Here is a 20,368-nt window from a genome sequence, read left to right as displayed (position 1 = left end):
TCCCCGTACCACGCTGGCGGGCCGCCGAGGTACGTCCGTCGCGTCGGCCTGAGCGAAGCGGCGATCGGGTCCTATGGAATCCCCGCCGCCCCCGGGTGTGGACAGGCGCGGACTATGACGAGGTGACCAATGGCGTTGTGTCGGTGGTGTTCACCACGGCGCGGTGTCGAGTGAGGGCGAGTGCCATGGTCGCCAGCGAGGTGACGACGATGCCCGCGCCGAAGATCTGGATGGTGTGCGCGGCCCCGAGGTGGCGAGCCGTGTAGCCGGCGCCGATGGTCGGTAGGGAGATGGCCGCGTAGGCGACGATGTAGAACGCCGCCATCACCTGGGCTCGCCGATTCGGCGGGGCCGCGGCGCCGATCGTGCGCAAGCAACCGAACATTGCGCTACCCATGCCGAATCCTATGACGACACCGGAGACGAGGAATCCCACCGCGGTCCCGTCGCCGGTCACAGACCCAGCCAGCCCGAGGATGCCCGCCGACATGATCGCCATACCCCACGCGATCTGGGCCGTCGGTGCCGTCTTCTGGGTGAGCACCGCGGCCACCGCGCCCGCGCAGCCCATCACCATGATCGAACTACCGGCGGGCAGATCACTGCTGGTGTGCAGCAGAGCCGGGACGATCGCCCCGACGAGGCCGAGGAACAGGCCGATGATCGACCACGCACACGCGATCCCCAACCCCGCCAAGATGAACGGCGCGAGGATCGTACGCGGCACACCGGGTGCGGTGATCCGAAATCTGTCGCGCGACACCACGGTTTCCGGCATCAGCACCGTGCCCAGCAACAGGAGCGTTACCAACACCGCGAGCAGGACGAACGGCGTTACCAGCGGATGGGCCACGTATTGCACCAGCAGCGCTCCGACCATGCCACCTGCTCCGACCCCGAGCGAGCTCGCGACGACGTTGTACAGACCCGCCTTGGCCGGATTATCGCCTCGGTACAGCTCCATCAACGCCGCGCCCGCAGCGCTGATGGCGACACCGGTCGACAGCCCTTGCACCGAGCGGGCGAGAAAGAGCCAGATCACATCGGAGGCATAGCCGAACAACACCATCGACGCGAGCAGACCAGCCAGTCCGGCAGCGATCACCGGACGACGGCCGACGGCGTCGGAGATGCGGCCGACCACCAGCAGGGCGGCCAAGACTCCGAAGCAATAGGTTGCGTAGATCAGCGTCACCGTCGAGGTGTCGAGGTGCCAGATCGTCGCGTACAGCTTGTAGAGCGGCGAGGGCACGGCGGAGGCTGCCAGGCAGAAGCCGATCACCGCCGCGGCAAGGCCGAATGCCACTTCATGAGGCAGCCGAGGTATGCGCGAAACATCAGTCGTAGTCACAAGATTCAGATTCGTCGCGGGAACGATCCTCGACGAGAGGCAGAAATGACTACCTTGATGAAAATTCTGCCAGTAGGCTGGGGTTGTGGGTAACCTGGGAGTCGTCGCGGTCGCCGTCACCGACGGTATGCCGATGTTCGAGACCACAGATCTGCCGGTGGAGCGCATCAGCCAACTCTGCGGCATGGGCACCGCGGGCAACCTCCGACACCATTTCATTCGTGCGGTCGGCGTCACGCCGATGCTCTACCGCCGGTCCTTTCAGCGCTGACAAGGCGCCGCGGATCGTCGGAACGATAAACACCCCCGGCCGTCGAGCTCGCAGGTGTCACAGCCGCCTGCCGTCGGTACCCCGAGGTCTCACCGCTCAACCCGAGACCAGGCCGACGTTGCTCCCACCCGCGCCAGATGAAGTAGTGGATTACTCGCGCTTTTGTTGCCTGGGCGGGTGAGGATCGAAGTAACCGATCGGAGGAGTCGTCGATGAGCAACGATGTGACGCATCTGAGGGAGCCGAAGACCGCGTCGGGCGGGTGGCTGCTCGGCTCCACCCGGGAGTTTCTTCGCGATCCACTCGGCTTGGGTACACACGGTTTCGATGAGTGCGGTGAGGTGGTGCGCTACGTCTTCGGACTGCCCGGGATGCGACGCGAATACTTCATCATCAGCGATCCTGAGGGCGCCGCCCAAGTACTGCTCGCACCCCATGACCGCAATTTCCGCAAAGACAGCGGATTCTATCAACCGATGCGTGAGCTGTACGGAAACGGTCTGGTCACCAGCCAAGACGAGACCTGGCGACGCCAACGGCGGTTCATCCAACCCCTCTTCACCGCGCGCAGCGTCGATGGTTACACCTCGGCGATGGCCGAAGAAGTCGACCACCTGACAACCCAATGGCTGGCACGCCCAGACGGTGTGCTCGATGTGGGTTCGGAGATGACTCGACTCACCCTGTCCATCGTGGCGCGGGTGCTCTTCGGCGAGGACTCGGCCCGATTGGTGCCGATCGTGCGATCCACCTTCCCTGTCCTGGGCCGCGCGGCGCGGTGGCGCGGCATCTCCCCCGCGCCGATCCCCTTGAACTGGCCATCGCCGGCGAACCGGCGCATCGCCCGCGCGCAGCAACACATCCACGCCGCATGCGACGAGATCATCGCGCATCGGCGAGCCGCGGCCGAACCCGGTTCGGACCTGATCGGCCGGTTGGTCGCTGCCCGCGACGGCGATGACACGTTGTCCGACAACGAAATTCGCGACCAGGTGAAGATCTTCCTGTTCGCCGGCCACGACACCACCGCGACCGCGCTGACCTTCGCACTACGCCTGCTCGGCAGCGCGCCCGATGCCCAAGCCCGGGTGCGCGAGGAAGCCGACCGAATCCTGACAGGCCCCTCGCCCACCGCCGCCGACGTCCACGCCTTGACCTACACAGCCATGGTGCTCAAAGAAACCACCCGGCTATACCCGTCAGCACCGTATCTGTCCCGAAGAGCAGTGCAGGACGCTGACGTGTGCGGCTTTCACATCCCCGCCGGCGCCGACATCACGATCGCACCGTGGGTGATCCACCACCGTGCCGATCTGTGGCCCGATCCCTACCGGTTCGACCCGGACCGGTTCGACGCCGATCACGATGGCCAACGGCACAAGTTCGCCTGGTTCCCCTTCGGGCATGGACCGCGAGGATGCATCGGACAACGCTTCGCCATGCTCGAAGCCGCCTTGACACTGGCCATTCTGGTTCGCGAGTTCGAATTCGAAACCCCACCCGGCGACATCGCACTGACCACCGATGTAGTCCTGCACCCGATCGGCGAAGTCCCCTGCCACGTCCGGCGCCGCACGCAGCCGAAGACCACCGTCACTATCGAAGCCGAATAGCTGTCCGCGATCGTGAAGCGTTGCGCTACACCATCAATCGATCCACCAGCAACCACGGGCATCCGTCGATGAAGCCCTCGACCTCAGCAAGGCGCCGACGCGGGCAGCGGGGTGCTCGGCGGCGCCGGTCTTCCTCCGTAGCGAGCGTGACACCATCCCGCTCAGAGGAAGACGGTGCCCTCCTACAATGATGCTGGCCGCCGACGGCGGGAGTGGAACAATGAGCCACCCGACATAGCGAGGTACCGAGTGCAGGCCCTACGTCGAATTGTCCTACCCATCACAGCAGCGGCGTTCATCGCCGCGACCGCCATCTCCGCACCGAACGCGCAAGCTGCCGCCGACTGCCCGGGCGCCGGCCAATCGGCGGTGCAGGTCGGCGCTGTGTCGGGTGCCCTGGAAGGTCTCACCGTCGATTCGCAGGGCCGCGCGTACGCCACAGATCTCGTGAGCGGACACGTCTTGCGGATCGATGCCCCCGGCGCCCCCGCGGTAGTCATCGCCACCGTGCCCAGCGGCGGCGCCGGTGCGCTCGCCTGGACCCGAGACGGCAAACTGCTAGTCGGTTACGGCGCGGACGCCCGGGTCGTCATCGGCGACCTGGTCCAGCTGGCGGGCATCGTCGAGGTCGACCCCGATACCGGTGCGGTGGCACCGTTCGCCTCGGGCCTCAGCGCCGCCAACGGCATGGACGTCGCCGCCGACGGAACCGTCTACGCCACCAACGACTTCGGCAACCTCGTCGGCCGCGTCAGCCCGAACGGCGCGGTGCAGGCGGACTGGGCGAGGTTCCCCAGCGCCAACGGTGCCGTGCTCGACGCCGACAACGAATACCTCTATGTCTCACGTACTTTCGTCAACCCTGGTGTCAGCCGGATACCTACCGCAGATCCCGGCGCACCACAATCGCTGCTGGACCTGTCCGGCATCGACACCTTCGGTACACCCGACGGGCTGACCTTGGACTCACAGAATCGACCCGTCGTCCCCTTCAACCTCTCTGGCCGCATCGTCCGCATCGACTCACCCGGCCGGTACTGCGTCCTCGGCACCGCAGCCACGTCGACCAGCGTCCTCACCTACGGCCGGGGTACCACCGGATTCTCCGCCGGCCGTCTGTTCGCCGCCACCTTCACCGGCGCGATCTACGAAATACCAGGCGCCTTCGACTCCAATGCCCGAACCGCCCCCTGATGGCTAGTGCCTCCTCCAGGAAATTTGCCTCGGTAACGGATGTCGCGTTGATCGCGTGCCCACTTCGGATCTCGAGATCGCGGTTGGTCGATGAGCATCGAAAGGGCTTGCGAATCGGGTGATTACCGCGCGTGTCGGAGAGAACTCGCGGCCGCGACCAAGTGTGGACTTACTGGACTGCGCCCGGCCGCGCTGCGATGATGCGCATCGCCCCGATTCGTTTCCGGAAGGAGTTCGGCCCATGCAAGGCGATCCTGAAGTGATCGAGTTTCTGAACGAGCAGTTGACCGCGGAGTTGACCGCGATCAACCAGTACTTCCTGCACGCGAAGATGCAAGAAAATTTCGGCTGGACCAAGCTCGCCAAGTACACCCGCTCCGAGTCCTTCGACGAGATGAAGCACGCGGAGCTCCTGACCGACCGGATCCTGTTCCTGGACGGTCTGCCCAACTATCAGCGGCTGTTCCATGTTCGTGTGGGGCAGACCGTGACCGAGATGTTCCAGGCCGACCGAGAGGTCGAAGTGGAGGCCATCGACCGGCTGCGGCGTGGGATAGAGGTGATGCGCACCAAGGGAGATATCACCTCCGCCAATATCTTCGAGTCGATCCTCGCTGATGAGGAGCACCACATCGACTACCTGGATACGCAATTGGAGCTGGTGGAGAAGCTCGGCGAACCGCTCTATATCGCGCAGCTGATCGAGCAGCCCAACACCTAAGCAACCTCGTCGAGGTTCTCGGCTCCGGATTCGTACTCGCGGTGCAAGGCGGTGCGGGCGAGCAGCGCTTGGATACGGCGCACGCACGATCCGCAATCAGTGCCCGCTTTGCACGCCGTGGCGATCCTTCGAGGTGTGCACGCGCCGTCGGCGATGTGTCGGCGGACGTCCTCCTCGGTCACCGCGAAACAGTTGCAGACGTACACGGGCGGCCTCTCCGGACAAGCTCGGGATGGAAGTAGCCTTCCCAATGTTCGGTGAGGCTAGCCTAATATTAACCCACAGATGCCGGGTTTGTACAGATCCGTCAAGTGGTCGTGTTACCAGGGCGAGAGGCATCCGAGTCGACCATCAGATGCCACAACACACCTCTCGAGGAGAAACTCAATGCGCGCACGTCGCTTGTCGCATCGTTCCCTGACCGCGGCGGCCGCGGTCCTGCTCACGGTGACCGGGTACCTCTCCACGGCGTCGGCCTCGCCGGTGGCCGAAGACCAGCGGCCGAACGTGGTGATGATCCTGGCCGACGACCTGGACGCGGTCACCACCCCGGTGTGGCAGGCGATGCCGCGCACCGCGGCACTGATCCGTGACCGCGGCGTGGAGTTCACCGACGGCTTCGCGCCGATGCCGATCTGCTGCGCGGCCCGCGCTTCCATCCTGACCGGCGAATACGGGCACAACACCGGCGTCCTCACCAACGCCGGCGAGGTCGGTGGCTTCGACGCCTTCCGCGCGGGCGGCAACGAATCCCACACCATCGCCACCACCCTGCACGACGCCGGATACCGCACCGGCATGGCCGGGAAGTACCTCAACGGCCTCGAACACGACCCCGGCCACATCCCGCCCGGCTGGGACGACTGGAACGCCGGAGTCGACAACTTCCTGTACTCCGGCTACAACTACACCCTCAACGAAAACGGGACCCGCGTGAAATACGGTGTGGCACCGGCCGATTACCAAACCGACGTGATCCGCGCCAAGTCCGAGCGGTTCCTCACAGACGCCGCCGCCTCCGGGCAGCCGTTCTTCTGGTACGCCGCCTCCACCTCCCCCCACTTCCCGATCCCGCCCGCACCCCGCCACCTGACCGGTACCCAGCCCACCCCCGCCCCGCGGTCACCGAACTATCAAGAACCCGACGTGTCCGACAAACCCTCATGGCTGATCGACACCGCCGACGCGAGGGCCGCGACCATCGCCGCGACCAACGACATCGACTACACCAACCGCCTCGGCGCTCTCAAATCACTCGACGAGATGGTCGCCGGAATCGTCGAAACCCTCGAACGAACCGGCGAACTCGACAACACCTACCTGATCTTCACCTCCGACAACGGCTACAGCCTCGGCGCCCACCGCCTCACCCAGAAAATGGCCCCCTACGAAGAATCCCTGCGAGTGCCCCTCGCGATCAGCGGCCCCGGTATCCGCCCCGGACGCAGTGACGCCATGGCCCTGTCGATCGACCTCGCACCCACCCTCTACGACTGGGCGGACATCCCCATCCCTGACCAGGTCGACGGCCGGTCCCTGACCCCCGTACTGTCCGGCGACACCACCGGCTGGCGCACCGATTTCGCCGCCGAATACGGTGGCAACGGCGACAACGGCCGCAACGGAATCGCCCAGGAACAAATCCCCGGCACCGACACCCCCGTCATGTACGCACTCGACATGCCGTCCTGGAGCGCCGTGCGCAACCGCCGGTACCTCTACGTACGCTGGTACGACCGAGAACGCCCCCTCGACCAGCGCGAATACGAACTCTACGACCTGCAGGCCGACCCCTACCAACTCACCAACCTCATCAAAACCCCTCAAGGCCGCGCAGCCCACGCCGACATCGTCACCGACCTCGACCACCGACTCGGTGAACTGACCACCTGCACCGGACGCTCCTGCCGGTGACCAGCGATGGCTCTCGGCAACAGACCTTTTCGAATCAGTCGCCGATGCCTGCGGTCGGCTGCTCTCGGGATTCCCCGTCCGGTGAGCCGAGGATCAGCTTTTCCAGGCCGGAGGTCTGGTCGGAGTACCTGCGGATGGCGAGAACGGCGACGAATTCGTTCGCGCCCGCCCACTGATGGAGGGAACTCCAATGGTTGGCGAGAAACCAGCCCGCTCCGGCGGCGCCCCGGGGCGCGAGACCGGCACAGAGGAACCAGTACCGATCGGGATGTAGGCCGGGGCTCGGCCGGATCCGGGCGAGGAAGCCGATGTGGTGCTTGCCATTGGAGTCGTACCGGGTGCCGTCGCTCAGCTCGAGGTGTTCGACGACAGGCCCGATTGCCGGATCAGTTGTCGACACCGTGAACAACCGACGGGTGGCACCTCCCGGGGGTGAAGGCACGGTGCCGAGCCCGAAACCGATGTACGCGCGGTCGGTGTGCGCGGCGGCCTCCCCGTCACCGCAGAAGTCCACGCGAATACCGGTGTGGTGCTGCAGGAGTGCGGAAACGTAGAGCAGCCCCCGGAGGTCGTTCTCCGGGACCACGACCACCGCATCGCGCCGGGTGGGATACACCAGCGTCACACCTCGGGTAACCATATCGGCACCGAGGAATGCGGCCAGCTTGCTGTCGATCGGGGCGGAGGGCTGGAAAGCGCGCTCGTCCGCCGAGGGGGAATCGACAATCTGGAACAGTCTCTCGATGGTCCAGCCGGGAAACATTCGTTCCAGGACCCGGCGATGATAGTCGCGGGGCAGCCCGACCATCCGGCCCGACAACCATTGGTAATACTGCGCTTTCGCCGGGCCGTATCCCGGTGGGACCGGGGGATCCAGTTGCGCGGCACATCTGTCATAGGCGACCATGAAATCCGAATGAGTCTTGAGCTGTCGTTCTGCCAGCAGCATTTTCAGCATGGTCTGCACCGAAAGTTCCTCCCCCCTGCTGATCCACGTCCATGAACGCCCCGCCGCTCGCGGTCCGACGAGCGACGTGCCACCCGGTTGTCACCGACGGCCGGACCAGCGCGGCCTCCGATGTGGCTGTAGGCAGCGCCGGCATCCGTTCAGGGGAGAGCGATGGCGGTGCTCTGCGTGGCCGACTCGATGGTGAACGGGGTTGCGGTGCTACCGAATCGCGTCGCGGTCGGCCACCCGAAGTCGGTACCGGTGATCGCCACGCTCGCGGCGCCGGTGGCCGGACCCGAGGTCGGCGCAGAGGCGGTGATGGCAGACATGGCGCTGCCTCCTTTTCCTGATGATGACGATTTCCCCGAACCGAGAGGTGCTTGTCGATGGAGCAGCCCCCCGGTACTTCCATTAACACACCGGACCGACACACAGGCAATGCATCGACGTTCCGTTTTTGTCCGTTTTCTGATCGCTACCGGAAAGTCGTCGGCGCGGCGAGATCACGTCCCGCCCGACATTGCCTCAGAGGCGATTCGTGACACGGCGTCGCTCGACATACGTGTGCTGCGACGGCCGTCGTCAGGTACCAGATGGCCGCCGATCCTGTTGTCGCCCAGTACTATCGCGGATTCGGCAGGCTCCGTGCCGTGTGCGGCCGACCTCAGATCCCCCGGAAGCACCGGGCGATGCGTTCAGGCGTCGCCCGATGCGCCTTCCTCGGTCTGCCCGCGCTCGAACCTGGGCCAAGACTTCTAACCCCCGTGGTCCGAGACGGGAATGTCGGGACCTTCCGCGTCCAGTAAGGCGATGGTGTCGCGGCGACCGGCCCAGAAGATCCGCCCCTTGTCGAACTGCTGGAACGCCTCGCCGCCCTCGAGCAGCTGCTCGTCGCGGACCGGCCAGCCGAACCGGCCGCTCTCGAAACCAGTGCGGTTCCAGCGTTCGCGGATCACACCGTGGATCCACACCGTTTCGTGACCGACGCGGAAGTACAGGGCACCGCCCTGGAAACCTTGGACAAGGCCATCCGGCAGCTCCGTCGACACGGTGATCGGGTAACCGAGCGGGCCGTTCTCCCAATCCAGCTCGGCGAGTTTCGCGAACAGGGGTGTAGGAATCGCGTACGCGCCGGTGGACGGATGCCAGTAGGCATAGCCGAACTCGAACTTCGCGAACCGACCGACGCCGTCCCGGGTCGGCTCCTCCCCCGCGGTGATCCGCTTGCCGAGCCATGGTGTGGTGGCGGCGACGATGTCGATGGCGGGCGGGCGAGGCGGTGCGGCGGGTGTGCCACTCGCGAATTCTCTGACGTGGGAATCGAATTCGCGCCACGGGAAGTTGTAGCCGACGTCGGTGTGGGTTCCGATGCCGAGGCACTCGGTCACGTACTTGTGATCGGAGATGCCGTCCCGGTGTGCGTACGGCGGCGCGATCACGTCCGTACTGAACCGGTACTTCTTCGCGTCCTCGACCGCCAGCCAGGCGGCGATCCGGATATCGTCCTCGATCGCGAGCCACTCGGCCTTGGTCCAGCTCGCGCGGCTGCCCGCGAAGCACAGGTTGATCGTGTGGCTGTTGGCATCGAGCACCGACCACGACGCGAAGTCGGTGTCGACCACGTCGCAGACGATCCGGTCCGCGAGCGTGTAATGGTAGGACACGCCGTTGGCACCGTTGCCGAGATAGGCGGCGAGCGATTCAGCGGTGCCGTTGCCTTCCTGAGTGTGTAGCAGGAAGTTCGTGATGCGCGCTCCCCACCGCTGAGAACGGGAATTGCCGAGCCTATCGAGCTCGGTGTAGATGGGTTTGCTCATTGATTGCTATCCTCCTCGATTTTCGCGCGGATCCCTTGTGACCAGATCCGCACACACTCCGGATTTCAAACCTTTCTCGGGGCGACATCGCGTGATGCGAGTCCGCCCACATATCGTTTCGAGCCACTCGACATCGAGGTCGGCAGCATCTGATCAGCAATTTTGATAGGGCATTTACCTCGCGGCAAATAGTCGTCGAAAGTGGACATCTCACCTCACTATCGAGAGAAGGGCGCCCCTCGTCGAGTCGCTGTTTCGATCAGCCCTGTCACCAGGTGGTCAGCCACCACGGTTTCCGTGTCCGCGTCACATTCGGCGGAATAAAAAGATTTGTTTCTCGTGAACGATTGTCAGGTGTACCCAACAAGCATTAATCAAGGGTGGACAGACCAGCGGCTGGTAAACCTGAAAGTCCCTGGGCCGCATGCCGAAGAGCACGCGGCCCAGGGACCTGTCCTTTCAGTGAATCATCGACTCAGGGGAGAGCGATGGTGTTGGTGTCGAGGGTGATTGCGCCGTTGAGGGCCAGGATCCTCCCGTCCGCGGTGGTGCCGCCGGTCACGGTGACCGAGGTGAAGGCCAGGATGGTGCCGACGAAGTCGGTGCTGGTGCCCAGCGTGGCCGAGCTGCCGACCTGCCAGAACACATTGGCCGCAGTGGCACCGTTGATGAGAGTCACGGCGCTGCTGGCCCCGGTGATCAGCGTCGTCGCGGCCTGGAAGATGAACACCGCGTTCGGATTTCCTTGCCCGTCGAGGGTGACGGTGCCGTTGAGACCGATCCCGGCAACTGCGTTGTACACCCCCGAAGTCAGGGTTTGTCCCCCGAGATCGGTGGTGATGGGTGCGGTGGGTAACCGTCCCGCCGCGTCGAGGTAGGCGGCCTGCAGATCAGCGTGTGCCTGCGCCGCAGTCGCGTCCCCGGCGTGGATCACTCCGCTGGTCACCGTTCCCGGCGGGAATCCGGTGATCGAGGTTCCCGGGCTGACACCCAGGTCACCGGTGATTGCCGTGGCTCCGGTGTTGGTGACCGTCGCGGCACCCAGCACCGCGAAAGACGAGGCAGTGCCGACATTGACCGGCAGCAGACCCGAAACGTAGGTGAATGCGAGACCGTTGCTGGTTCCGCCAGGGGTGGTGACGGTGACCTGCACTGTCCCCGCCGCGTGAGCTGGGGCGAGGACGGTGATCTGGGTGGGGCTGGTGACAGCGAACAGGGTCGCAGGGGTGCCGCCGAAACTTACCGCGGTGGCGCCGGTCAAGCCTGTGCCGGTGAGGACTACCACTGTCCCACCGCTGGGCGGGCCCGAGCTCGGAACGACGCTGATCAAGGTGGGCACCGCGATATAGGTGAACGCGACGCCGTTACTGGTCCCGCCGGGAGCGGTGACAGTGACCTGGACCGCCCCCGCCGCATTGGCAGGGGTCACCGCCGTGATCTGCGTCGAGGAGTTGACCGTGAACGAGGTTGCCGGTGTTCCACCGAAACTCACCGCCGTGACTCCGGTCAGGTTCGTCCCGGTGAGCACGACGGTCGTCCCGCCGGCCGCCGATCCCGAACTCGGATTGACGCTGGTCAAGGTAGGAGCGGGGACCCCATAGGTGTAGGGCACCGGGTTGCTCGTGCCGTCCAGCAGAACCTTCACGGTGACGTTCACCGTGCCGGTTCCGGGCGGGACGATGGCCGTGAGTTGCGTATCGGAGTCGATCGTGAATGTCGTTGCCGTCGAACCGAACAGGACACTGATCGGACCGACGTTGGCGAATCCGGAGCCGGTGATTACTACGGAATTGAAACCCGCTGGAGGTCCGAAAGAGGGGTTCAGCGAGGTGATTACAGGTGCCATTTCGTTACTTTCCGAGTGGAAGGAATTATTTCAGCAGCACGGATTTTCCGTTTGATTTGCCGCTGATACCATTACCCCTCTCCGGCAGGCACTTCGGCAATGAAATCCCAGTCCGTTTTTGTCCGGTATCGTCTGTTTCTGGTCGGTTTTCAGCTATTTCTGATCTTGTTGCGAGGACGGTGATCACCGAAAATCTGTCAGCAGTTGTAACCAGTTCGTCGTCGCGACCTCGCGCGATGAACACTGGTGCGGCGAAAACCTATGCGCCAGCCGATTTCTGGGCGAGCGACCTGCCCTCTGTCGATCCGTCGAGCGCTGCCACAGCATCGCGGCATCCGCGATACCTCGATGCTCGGTTCCCGAATGTAGCGGGCGATCACGACCTCGCCATCGCGCGACTGGAACTGACCTGCGCCCCCGACAACCTCGCATCTCAAAGGCTCGCCGAACGCTGCGGATTCACACCGAATAGCCCGGGTGGCAAACGATCACCGATCGACAGGCTCTGGGGTGATGATCGGGTTGATCGCGAACCAGACCAGAACTCCAGCGGTTACGTCCGCCCGGCGGGTCCAGAACGGCGCGACAACCAGCGGCGTGGTGACCAGTCTGGTCCAGGCACTGACGGGGTGGGCGTGCCGGGCGAACATCCGATGACGCAGATACTGCGAGCGATTCATGACCGTTCCTGGGCACCGTTCGCACGTGGGCACAAACGCACGAAGGGCAGCTGACGGCCGACCTCGCGATAGTCCTCCGGTGTGCCGTCGACAACGAAGCCCATGAACCGCACCAGTTTTCGTGCCGCTCGCGGGTGACGGGGCGCGTAGCGGGCCATGAACTCACCGCCTTCGTTCGTATCGAGCGGCACCGCGGTCACCTGGATGGTGTGCAGGCCGACTCGAATACTGGTGTCCGGTGTCGCGAGGATGTTCTGGTACCACGCGGCTTTGGGGCCGAACCCGGAGCAGACGACGAAACTGCCATCGGCGCTGTCGTGTTCGACGACTTCGATGACCGCCTGGCGCGGCTTCCCCGACACCCGTCCGGTGTGGTCGAGCAGGAGCAGCCTGCCCCCGAACAACCAGCCCAGCCGTAGCCGGTAGAGGTGGATGGGGGCCCGGAACATCAGTCGGCGAACGCCGGTGGGCGGCGCAGGGCGCTTCACTATCTGCATCGTGTGACCTTCCCGGGTCAGCTGTCGACTCGCTCGCGCCTGCGTTCGATCAGGGCGGGCATCTCCTGTTCCATGTACCCATAGAAGTCCTGCATTTCGTGTAGCCGCGCGGCGGTGGAGGTGCCGTCTCCGATCGCGTCGAGGCCTTCCCGGGCGGCGTCCTTCATGATCGTCAGCATCACGTTCTGTTGCGAGAACAGCTGAGCCCATACACCTTTGGGGAAACGGTAAACTCCATCCTCTCTGGCGCTGCCTCGCCACCTATGCCCAGGGCAGTCTCGATAATCGCCGCCAGGTCCTTCACCTCGGAGCGTCGGTCGCGGTCTCGGCATCCAACGGCACTGGTCTACTGCACAATTCCTGGGCATCGTTACGCGAGAGACCAAGTGCGACAAGTATTCCCACGGTCATTTCGTCCACGGTCACGGCACAATCGCGATCGGGTTGCTGTAGCAGCAGGCGTCCGAGACCGAGCAGTGATCCGGTCACCAGCGCCATCGCCAGATCGGTGTCGTCGACCACGAAGCGTCCCGCCTGTGTCGCGGCGGCGATGTCTCGTGCGGCGCGAGGTGCCAGGCCGTGCTCGGATTCGATCAGCGAGGCGCCGGAGTTGATCAGGACCCGGCTGAGATCAGGCTGTAGCCGAAACAGCCGGCCGACAATCCGGAAGGACTGGGCGAAGATCTCCGCCGGATCGGCGAGGTCGGTCGTGAGTGAGTCGAGGTAGTCGCCCAGCGACTCCAACGCGCTGTCGACCGCCGCGACGAACAGTTCTTCCTTGCTGTCGAAGTGGTTGTAGAACGAGCCCATTCCCACGTCCGCGGCCTGCGTTATCTCGAGGATGGGCGCGTTGAGCCTGCCCTCGGCGATGAAGCGTTGCCCGGCGGCGATCAGCGCCGAGCGGGTGAGAGCCTTGCGGCGTTCGAGCCTGTTCGCTGTGGCGGACATCTTCGTTGGTCACCTTCTGGCAGTGGTTTCAGCTGCCGCGATCTTAATCGCCTTCAAATCTGACGACTCCCTCAGAACCCTTGACTGACTATACAGTCATAGGTGACGATATCGTCAGCAAATCGCCGCGCATGGAGGAGGAGTCGAGAGATGTCGGAGGTCCGCAGCGACGCACATCGCGACCTGCACGTCGATCAGGGTGCACTGCCGGGCGAGCACCCCGGCCGTATCAGCAATCCGATCATCAAGGTTGCCGACCTCGCCTGGCTCGAGTTCCGCAAGCCCGATCTGCTGAAGGCCGAGGCTTTCGCGCTGGCCTTCGGGTTCTCTGTCGCCTACCGCACCTCGGAGGAGATCCACCTGCGCGGCACGCAGGCGGGTACGGCGTGCGTGATCATCCGCAAGGGTGCTCGCACCCGCTTCGTCGGCGCGGCGTTCCTGGCCGGCGAGGAGTCCGATGTGCTCAGGCTCGCCGAGGTAACGGGTCATCGCGTGGAGCGACTGCCCGAGAGTATCGGCGGCATCGGCGTCACCTTGCACGATCCGGGCGGCCAGACCGTGCGCGTGGTGGCCGGCGCACACCCGCTGCCGCAGCTGCCGGGCCAGCGTGCCCATCTGTTCAACGTCGGTGAGTCCGCCGCCCGGATCAATGCGACGCAGCGGCCACCGCGGGTGCCTGCCGGGGTCGAGCGGCTCGGCCATGTCGTCCTCGCGCGCACCCGCTACCTGGAGAACCTGAACTGGTATCTGGAGCATCTCGGACTCAGCGTCAGCGACTTCCTGTACTACGACGGGCAGCGCGAACGCGGGCCGGTGATGGCCTTCATCCGCTGCGATCGCGGGAGCACGCCCACCGACCATCACACCCTCGCCATGACACTGGGCCCTTCGGATCGATACGTGCATTCGGCGTATCAGGTGTGCGACCTCGACGCGCTCGCGGCCGGTGGCGAGTTCCTCGCCGAACGCGGGTATCGCCGATCCTGGGGTATCGGACGGCATATCCAGGGCAGTCAGATCTTCGACTACTGGCGCGATCCCGACGGTTTCCTGGTCGAGCACTTCAGCGACGGCGACCTGTTCGACAGCTCGCTGGAACCCGGCTGGGCGCCGATGACGGCCTCGGGCCTGGCGCAGTGGGGCCCGCCTGCGACCAAGGACTTCCTCGGCACAGCACCGGGCCGCCAATCGCTGCGGGAACTCCGGTCCATCTTCTCTTCGCTGCACCGAGACAACGAATTCGACGCCCAGCGCTTGCGGGGCCTGCTGAAAGTAGCCAACTCATGAGCATTTCCGTGCTGCGTACCACCGACGCGTGGTGGGTGCTGACCCCGGACGGCGCTGTCCGAATCGACACCGACGCCACGACCACGGGCGAGCTCCTGGTCCACCGAGCCGCGATCGAAGCAGCGCGCAGGGGCAGCGACACCATGCCGGTGGAGAACTTGGCGCTGATCTCCCCCGTGACCACGCCATGTCGGGTCGTCGCGCAGATGACCAATTACGTGTCGCACGTGAAGGATTCAGGGATGAACCCGGCGACCGTGCCGCTGACGTTCTTCCGCAAGTCGTCCGGGTCCATCAGTGGTCCCGAGGACGACATCGTCAAACCGGCGCACGTGCGGTTGCTGGACTACGAAATCGAGATCGGGCTCGTTTTCGGCGCGACGCTGCCCGTCGGCACCGAACTCGACAGCTCGAACATCGGCGACTTCATCACGGGGTTGGTCATCACCGACGATGTGTCCGCCCGCGACGTCCAGCTGCCCAGAACCCAGTTCTACGAGGGCAAGTCGTATCCGACATTCACACCGGTCGGCCCGGTGTTGCTGCTGCTCGAGGCGGGTGAATTCGACAGATTCCACGACCTCTGCCTGACGCTGCGTGTCAATGGCGAAGTGCGCCAGCACAGCACGGCGGCAGAGATGATCTACAGTCCGCTCGAAACCCTGCGCGCCCTCACCCGATTCCAGCGCATGGACGCGGGTGACCTACTGCTGACAGGCACCCCCGGCGGAACAGCCCTGAAGGCTCCCGCCAAGCCGATCGAGATCCTCGGGTCGCTGGTACCGCCCGCGCTCAAGTGGAAGATCTTCTTCAACAAGCAGGCGTCGAATCCGCGCTACCTGCAAGACGGCGACGTTGTGGAGCTGACCGTCTCGACCCCGGACGGCGCGCTCGACCTCGGCATTCAGCGCACGACGGTGCGGCATGGACACTGATCGAGGCCTGGTCGAGCACTACCCGGTCGTGATCGTCGGCGCGGGCCCGACCGGCATGACAGCCGCGCTACTGCTGGCGCGGTACGGCATCGAGTGCCTGATAGTCGATCGCTGGGACGAGGTGTACCCGCAGCCGCGAGCGGTGCATCTCGACGACGAGGTGTACCGCGTACTGGCCGACCTCGGACTCGGCGAGGAGTTCGCGGGAATCTCCCGCCCCGGCCGCGGCCTTCGGCTGGTCGACTCCGCCATCACCACGCTCGCGGAATTCGACCGCGACCCCGACCGGATGCCGCACGGGTTCCCGCAGGCCAACATGTTCGACCAGCCAGATCTCGAGCGCGTGCTGCGGTCCAGGGTGGCCGCGACCGAGGGCGTGCGGATACGGGGTGGATGCGAAGTACTCGAGGTGGCGAACCTGCGTGATCGCGCTCGCGTGAGATACCGCGATGCCGAGACAGGCGAACGACGAGCTGTCACAGCGGAATTCGTCCTCGGCTGCGATGGCGCCAACAGCGTCGTGCGCGCGTCGATCGGTTCGCGGATGCGCGACCTGGGTTTCGAACAGCGGTGGCTGGTGGTCGACATCGCCACCGATACCGATCTCGGGCAGTGGGAGGGCGTCCACCAGGTGTGCGATCCCGAACGCGCCGCGACGTACATGCGCATCGGCGCGTCACGCTACCGCTGGGAGTTCAAGCTCCGCGACGACGAAACCGCGGACCAGTACGCCACGCTCGACACCATCGAGCCGCTCGTGTCCCCCTGGCTGCGCGAGGTGAGCGATCCTGAGCTGACGCTGATCCGGTCCACCGAGTACACCTTCCGCGCCCAAGTAGTCGACCGATGGCGTGACCGCAGGGTCTTTCTGCTCGGTGACGCCGCGCATCTCACTCCGCCGTTCATCGGGCAGGGCATGGGGGCGGGCCTGCGTGACGCCCATAACTTGATCTGGAAACTGGTCGCCTTCTCGAGATCGGAACTACCCGACGACGCACTCGACACCTATCAATCCGAACGTGATCCGCACGTCGCGTCAATGATCGGCCTGGCCGTCGCCGTCGGACGGGCGATGACGAGTGGGGCGGCGGCGGGTCAGGTGATCCGCAAGCGGGTGGTGCCGCTCCTCGGCCACATTCCCCTCCTCAGATCCAAGGTCACCGACAGCGCCACACCGCGCCTGTCCCGGTCGATATTCGTTACGCGACAAGCGATTCAGCCGCGCGACCTGGCCGGCTCGCTGTGTCCGAACTGCGTCGTCGACGGCAGCACGCGGGTCGACGAGATCGCCGCCGGACGCTTCCTCTTCCTCGCGACCACCCCGCTCACCCGCGAACAGCGGACCGAACTCGACCGACGCGGCGCCGCGATCCTGACGGTACCGGCGTCCTCCGAGCTCGGCGAATGGCTGCGCCGCGGACGCGCGACGGCTGCGATCGTGCGACCGGACAAAACCGTGCTGGCGACCTCCCGATCGGTCCCCTCCCTACACACTCGCGTACCGAGCTGCCCCGCTCTGTCCTCTACCTCCACGCACAGGAGTTCCCATGGCGGTTGACATTTCCATCCCGCGATATCGCGAGAATCTCTTCAGTACCGAGGCGATCCTCGATCCGTACCCGCACTATGCGGCACTGCGCGCGGCCGGCCCGGTGGTGTGGCTACCGCGCCAGCGCATCTTCGCGATTTCCCGATACGCCGAGTGCAAGGCCGTCCTCCGGGACGACGCGACCTTCATCTCGGGCTGCGGGGTGTCGCTGAACCCCGTCGCCAACCGCCTCGGCCGGGGCACCACCCTCAACAGCGACGCAGAAGAACACGCCACCAAACGGTCCGTTCTCGCACACCGGCTGACGCCCAAGGCACTCCGGGAAGTGACAGACAGCATCGAGCGCTTCGCCGAAAGCGTCGTGGACAAGGCGTTGGCGAACAACCGCATCGACGGGGTCGACGATCTCGCGACCGCGCTACCACTTTCGGTGGTCCCGGATCTTATCGGCTGGCCGCACGACGGGCGCGCGGAACTGCTGCGCTGGGCCGGTGCGACGTTCGACTCGATGGGTCCGATCAACCGGCACTCCATCGGCGCGGCGAAGGCGGCCTCGGAGATGCTGGCCTTCGCCCGCCGCGTCGCACGCGATCGATCGGTTCTCGACGGCAGCATGGGCAGCGACGTCTTCCGCGCCGCCGACGAGGGCAGGATCGACAAGAAATCGTGCCCGGCGCTCATGATCGACTACCTGGCCCCGTCGCTGGACACCACCATCGGCGCGATCTCGAGTGCGCTCTACCTGTTTTCACAGAACCCCACGCAGTGGCGGGCCGTGCGATCGGATCCGGGCCTGATACCCCAAGCCGTCAACGAGGTCGTGCGGATCGAACCGCCCTTGCGCGCGTTCTCACGCACGGCCGCGCGCGACGCCGACATCGGTGGGGTGAAAATCCCGGGTGGCAGCCGCGTACTGGTGCTCTTCGCCTCCGCAAACCGGGACCCGGCCGAATGGGATCAGCCCGAGTCCTTCGACATCACCCGCGACGCGGCCCGCCAGCTCGGCTTCGGCTGGGGTGTGCACGGCTGCGCGGGTCGGTCGTTGGCACGGCTCGAAACCACGTCGATGCTGCGGGCACTGGCCGATCGTGTCGAACGCATCGAGCTGGTCGGCACACCGAAGTGGGCCGTCAACAACATCATTCGCAGGCTGGAATGTCTTCCGCTCGAGCTCGTCCCAGCAGACAGGAGGTCGGCATGAAGACAGCCATCGTCACCGGGGCGTCCTCCGGAATAGGACGGGCCGTCGCCACCGCCTTGGTTGCTCGAGGCTACCGCGTGCTCGGGACAAGCCGCGACGGTTCAACCGTGACCGATCCCGTGCCGGGCGTCGACTACCGCGACCTGGATCTCACCGATCGTGGCTCGATCGCCCGGTTCATCGACGCGCTCGACGACCTAGCCGTCGACGTTTTGGTGAACAACGCCGGTGAGAGCCAATGCGGACCGCTCGAAGAGCTACCGATGGATGCCGTGCAGAGGTTGTTCCAGCTCAACGTTTTCGGTGCCATCGAACTGACTCAGTTACTGCTACCGGGGATGCGACAGCAGCGTCGCGGCAGGATCGTCAACATCGGGTCGATGCTCGCGAGCTTCCCCCTCGCCTACCGATCGTCCTATGTCGCAACCAAGGCAGCCCTCAAGGGCTTCGCAACCGCCGCACGGTATGAACTGAAACCGTACGGAATCGACATCACCACCGTCGAACCAGGTTCCATCGCGACCGGAATATCCGGACGCCGCACCAAATACATCAGCAGCGACTCCCCCTACATCGAACAGTTCACCTCGGCGATCGCCGTCCTCGATGCGAAGGAAGCCAAGGGAATAACGGCGGACGAGGTCGCCCGCACTGTGCTCGAAGCTGTCGAAGCCGAACAGACGTTGCCGCTCTATGCCGTCGGCAGCAACGCACCGGCTGTGTTCCTGGCCCGTAGATTGTTACCGCGCAGCGTAATCGAGGCCGTCATGGCCAAGGCATACGGCGTCGGGTCCGCGCGTACCCGACGTGCGCCGTAATTGTTGCCGCCAAGGCAGATCACACGCAGCCGCGACCCGAGCGGGATACCCGCCCTGCTCGGGTCGAGTACTCAGCAAACCCACATTCCGATGATTCGTGTCCGCCGACCGGTACGCCGGGTCTGGAGCCGGGTCGCGCGATCGAGAAGCGGGGCCAGCACCCGACCGGGCAGCAACGACAGCGGCCGATGCCTTCACTGCCGTGGTCGAGGCAGCAGCGCGTCAGTGCTAGCCAGCGTTCACCACAGCGAAATCATCCCAGTCCTACGGGGATCCGCCGACATCACAAGCCAGAGCCCGCACTGTTGTGAGAATTCCTCCGCCTCCTTGACTGATCAAATAGTCATCTGTGACTATTTCGTCAGTTTGGTGATCCGTGGACGCGGCTGTCGTGGTGTACGTGTCTTCAATGGCCGGAAGGAACACCCCGTGGGGCTTGCACACAGCACCGTGAAGAGACCGTTTCGCATTGTCGCGGCGGCCGCCGCCGCGACAATGACGCTGAGCTGTTCCGCGCTGACCGCCCATGACGGGCTCGGCCGCTCGACCAAGATCACCGCCGACTTCGAGAACATCGCGGGCATGTACGAGGGCAACGAGATCATGGTCCTCGGCCTCGCGGTGGGCAAGGTCGACAAGATCGTGCCCAAGGGCACCTACGTCGAGGTCCACATGACCATCGACTCGGGAGTCAAGATCCCGAAGGACGCGATCGCGGCGATCATCTCGCCCTCGATCGTCACCGACCGCCACATCGAGGTGAGTCCGCCCTTCACC

General features: G+C 64.9%; 21 protein-coding genes. 11 read left to right on the top strand and 10 right to left on the bottom strand.

Annotated features, from left to right (window positions below):
• Window positions 1-112: 112 nt before the first annotated feature.
• Window positions 113-1,306 carry an MFS transporter gene (locus NS1_RS00095; protein ID WP_062980434.1) on the bottom strand — a complete coding sequence of 398 codons (1,194 nt, stop codon included), beginning with the start codon at window positions 1,304-1,306 and terminating at the stop codon, window positions 113-115.
• Between the two features lie 130 nt (window positions 1,307-1,436).
• On the opposite strand from NS1_RS00095, the gene NS1_RS39750 reads away from it, so the two are divergent.
• The 4 genes from NS1_RS39750 to bfr all read left to right on the top strand — a co-directional run bounded on the left by NS1_RS39750 (window position 1,437) and on the right by bfr (window position 5,150).
• On the top strand, window positions 1,437-1,622 hold the full coding sequence (locus NS1_RS39750; RefSeq protein WP_062980433.1) for an AraC family transcriptional regulator: 186 nt from the start codon (window positions 1,437-1,439) through the stop codon (window positions 1,620-1,622).
• A 212-nt stretch (window positions 1,623-1,834) separates the two neighbouring features.
• A complete protein-coding gene (locus tag NS1_RS00085; protein WP_062980432.1) occupies window positions 1,835-3,235 on the top strand; it encodes a cytochrome P450 in 1,401 nt (466 codons plus the stop codon).
• Between the two features lie 249 nt (window positions 3,236-3,484).
• A complete protein-coding gene (locus NS1_RS00080; RefSeq protein ID WP_084503299.1) occupies window positions 3,485-4,429 on the top strand; it encodes an SMP-30/gluconolactonase/LRE family protein in 945 nt (314 codons plus the stop codon).
• A gap of 241 nt (window positions 4,430-4,670) precedes the next feature.
• Window positions 4,671-5,150 carry a bacterioferritin gene (gene bfr / locus NS1_RS00075; protein WP_056809390.1) on the top strand — a complete coding sequence of 160 codons (480 nt, stop codon included), beginning with the start codon at window positions 4,671-4,673 and terminating at the stop codon, window positions 5,148-5,150.
• Here the strand turns inward: bfr and NS1_RS00070 are convergent.
• On the bottom strand, window positions 5,147-5,356 hold the full coding sequence (locus NS1_RS00070) for a (2Fe-2S)-binding protein (RefSeq protein ID WP_062980431.1): 210 nt from the start codon (window positions 5,354-5,356) through the stop codon (window positions 5,147-5,149). The genes bfr and NS1_RS00070 overlap by 4 nt on opposite strands.
• A 181-nt stretch (window positions 5,357-5,537) precedes the next feature.
• Between NS1_RS00070 and NS1_RS00065 the strand changes: the two genes are divergently transcribed.
• Window positions 5,538-7,064 carry a sulfatase family protein gene (locus NS1_RS00065; RefSeq protein WP_255284360.1) on the top strand — a complete coding sequence of 509 codons (1,527 nt, stop codon included), beginning with the start codon at window positions 5,538-5,540 and terminating at the stop codon, window positions 7,062-7,064.
• 34 nt (window positions 7,065-7,098) lie between these two features.
• Here NS1_RS00065 and NS1_RS00060 read toward each other — a convergent pair whose 3' ends face one another.
• The 8 genes from NS1_RS00060 to NS1_RS00035 all read right to left on the bottom strand — a co-directional run bounded on the left by NS1_RS00060 (window position 7,099) and on the right by NS1_RS00035 (window position 13,801).
• Window positions 7,099-8,031 (bottom strand): hypothetical protein, encoded by a 933-nt coding sequence (locus tag NS1_RS00060; protein ID WP_157125033.1) that lies wholly within the window; start codon window positions 8,029-8,031, stop codon window positions 7,099-7,101.
• A gap of 140 nt (window positions 8,032-8,171) precedes the next feature.
• Window positions 8,172-8,342, bottom strand: coding sequence for an IPT/TIG domain-containing protein (locus NS1_RS39745; RefSeq protein ID WP_157125032.1), 171 nt, complete (start codon window positions 8,340-8,342; stop codon window positions 8,172-8,174).
• 426 nt (window positions 8,343-8,768) lie between these two features.
• Entirely contained in the window at window positions 8,769-9,830 is a 1,062-nt protein-coding gene (locus NS1_RS00055) for an N-acetylmuramoyl-L-alanine amidase (RefSeq protein WP_062980428.1), read from the bottom strand.
• Window positions 9,831-10,305: 475 nt separating this feature from the next.
• The gene (locus NS1_RS40695; protein WP_062980427.1) at window positions 10,306-11,676 is read right to left on the bottom strand and encodes an ice-binding family protein; all 1,371 of its coding nucleotides are present in this window, start codon (window positions 11,674-11,676) and stop codon (window positions 10,306-10,308) included.
• A gap of 488 nt (window positions 11,677-12,164) precedes the next feature.
• Window positions 12,165-12,356 (bottom strand): DUF6653 family protein, encoded by a 192-nt coding sequence (locus tag NS1_RS39740; protein WP_062980426.1) that lies wholly within the window; start codon window positions 12,354-12,356, stop codon window positions 12,165-12,167.
• The gene (locus tag NS1_RS00040; RefSeq protein WP_062980425.1) at window positions 12,353-12,853 is read right to left on the bottom strand and encodes a nitroreductase family deazaflavin-dependent oxidoreductase; all 501 of its coding nucleotides are present in this window, start codon (window positions 12,851-12,853) and stop codon (window positions 12,353-12,355) included. The genes NS1_RS39740 and NS1_RS00040 overlap by 4 nt, the downstream gene beginning before the upstream one ends.
• A 17-nt stretch (window positions 12,854-12,870) precedes the next feature.
• Window positions 12,871-13,185 (bottom strand): hypothetical protein, encoded by a 315-nt coding sequence (locus tag NS1_RS42685; protein ID WP_507762132.1) that lies wholly within the window; start codon window positions 13,183-13,185, stop codon window positions 12,871-12,873.
• A complete protein-coding gene (locus tag NS1_RS00035; protein ID WP_062980424.1) occupies window positions 13,154-13,801 on the bottom strand; it encodes a TetR/AcrR family transcriptional regulator in 648 nt (215 codons plus the stop codon). Before NS1_RS00035 ends, NS1_RS42685 begins: the two co-directional genes overlap by 32 nt.
• Before the next feature lie 150 nt (window positions 13,802-13,951).
• On the opposite strand from NS1_RS00035, the gene NS1_RS00030 reads away from it, so the two are divergent.
• From NS1_RS00030 to NS1_RS00005, 6 genes are all read left to right on the top strand, one after another.
• Complete coding sequence (locus NS1_RS00030) at window positions 13,952-15,088, top strand: VOC family protein (RefSeq protein ID WP_062980423.1); 1,137 nt, start codon at window positions 13,952-13,954, stop codon at window positions 15,086-15,088.
• Window positions 15,085-16,023 (top strand): fumarylacetoacetate hydrolase family protein, encoded by a 939-nt coding sequence (locus tag NS1_RS00025; RefSeq protein ID WP_062980422.1) that lies wholly within the window; start codon window positions 15,085-15,087, stop codon window positions 16,021-16,023. The genes NS1_RS00030 and NS1_RS00025 overlap by 4 nt, the downstream gene beginning before the upstream one ends.
• Complete coding sequence (gene mhpA, locus NS1_RS00020; protein WP_062980421.1) at window positions 16,013-17,581, top strand: bifunctional 3-(3-hydroxy-phenyl)propionate/3-hydroxycinnamic acid hydroxylase MhpA; 1,569 nt, start codon at window positions 16,013-16,015, stop codon at window positions 17,579-17,581. Before NS1_RS00025 ends, mhpA begins: the two co-directional genes overlap by 11 nt.
• Window positions 17,571-18,773 (top strand): cytochrome P450, encoded by a 1,203-nt coding sequence (locus tag NS1_RS00015; protein WP_062980420.1) that lies wholly within the window; start codon window positions 17,571-17,573, stop codon window positions 18,771-18,773. Before mhpA ends, NS1_RS00015 begins: the two co-directional genes overlap by 11 nt.
• Entirely contained in the window at window positions 18,770-19,591 is an 822-nt protein-coding gene (locus NS1_RS00010) for an SDR family oxidoreductase (RefSeq protein WP_062980419.1), read from the top strand. The genes NS1_RS00015 and NS1_RS00010 overlap by 4 nt, the downstream gene beginning before the upstream one ends.
• 450 nt (window positions 19,592-20,041) lie before the next feature.
• Window positions 20,042-20,368 (top strand): MlaD family protein (locus tag NS1_RS00005; protein ID WP_373864317.1); only part of this gene is annotated, 327 nt, incomplete at its 3' end.

Origin of the sequence: Nocardia salmonicida NBRC 13393 (genome assembly GCF_001613085.1) — a bacterium.
GTDB lineage: Bacteria > Actinomycetota > Actinomycetes > Mycobacteriales > Mycobacteriaceae > Nocardia > Nocardia salmonicida.
This window is presented reverse-complemented; position numbering and strand designations above follow the sequence as displayed.

Coding starts and splice junctions, on each gene's coding strand:
- NS1_RS00085 (WP_062980432.1), top strand. CDS start 1,835: ATGAGCAACGATGTGACGCATCTGAGGGAGCCGAAGACCGCGTCGGGC.
- bfr (WP_056809390.1), top strand. CDS start 4,671: ATGCAAGGCGATCCTGAAGTGATCGAGTTTCTGAACGAGCAGTTGACC.
- NS1_RS00065 (WP_255284360.1), top strand. CDS start 5,538: ATGCGCGCACGTCGCTTGTCGCATCGTTCCCTGACCGCGGCGGCCGCG.
- NS1_RS39745 (WP_157125032.1), bottom strand. CDS start 8,342: ATGTCTGCCATCACCGCCTCTGCGCCGACCTCGGGTCCGGCCACCGGC.
- NS1_RS00055 (WP_062980428.1), bottom strand. CDS start 9,830: ATGAGCAAACCCATCTACACCGAGCTCGATAGGCTCGGCAATTCCCGT.
- NS1_RS40695 (WP_062980427.1), bottom strand. CDS start 11,676: ATGGCACCTGTAATCACCTCGCTGAACCCCTCTTTCGGACCTCCAGCG.
- NS1_RS39740 (WP_062980426.1), bottom strand. CDS start 12,356: ATGAATCGCTCGCAGTATCTGCGTCATCGGATGTTCGCCCGGCACGCC.
- NS1_RS00040 (WP_062980425.1), bottom strand. CDS start 12,853: ATGCAGATAGTGAAGCGCCCTGCGCCGCCCACCGGCGTTCGCCGACTG.
- NS1_RS42685 (WP_507762132.1), bottom strand. CDS start 13,185: ATGCCGAGACCGCGACCGACGCTCCGAGGTGAAGGACCTGGCGGCGAT.
- NS1_RS00035 (WP_062980424.1), bottom strand. CDS start 13,801: ATGTCCGCCACAGCGAACAGGCTCGAACGCCGCAAGGCTCTCACCCGC.
- NS1_RS00030 (WP_062980423.1), top strand. CDS start 13,952: ATGTCGGAGGTCCGCAGCGACGCACATCGCGACCTGCACGTCGATCAG.
- NS1_RS00025 (WP_062980422.1), top strand. CDS start 15,085: ATGAGCATTTCCGTGCTGCGTACCACCGACGCGTGGTGGGTGCTGACC.
- mhpA (WP_062980421.1), top strand. CDS start 16,013: ATGGACACTGATCGAGGCCTGGTCGAGCACTACCCGGTCGTGATCGTC.
- NS1_RS00015 (WP_062980420.1), top strand. CDS start 17,571: ATGGCGGTTGACATTTCCATCCCGCGATATCGCGAGAATCTCTTCAGT.
- NS1_RS00010 (WP_062980419.1), top strand. CDS start 18,770: ATGAAGACAGCCATCGTCACCGGGGCGTCCTCCGGAATAGGACGGGCC.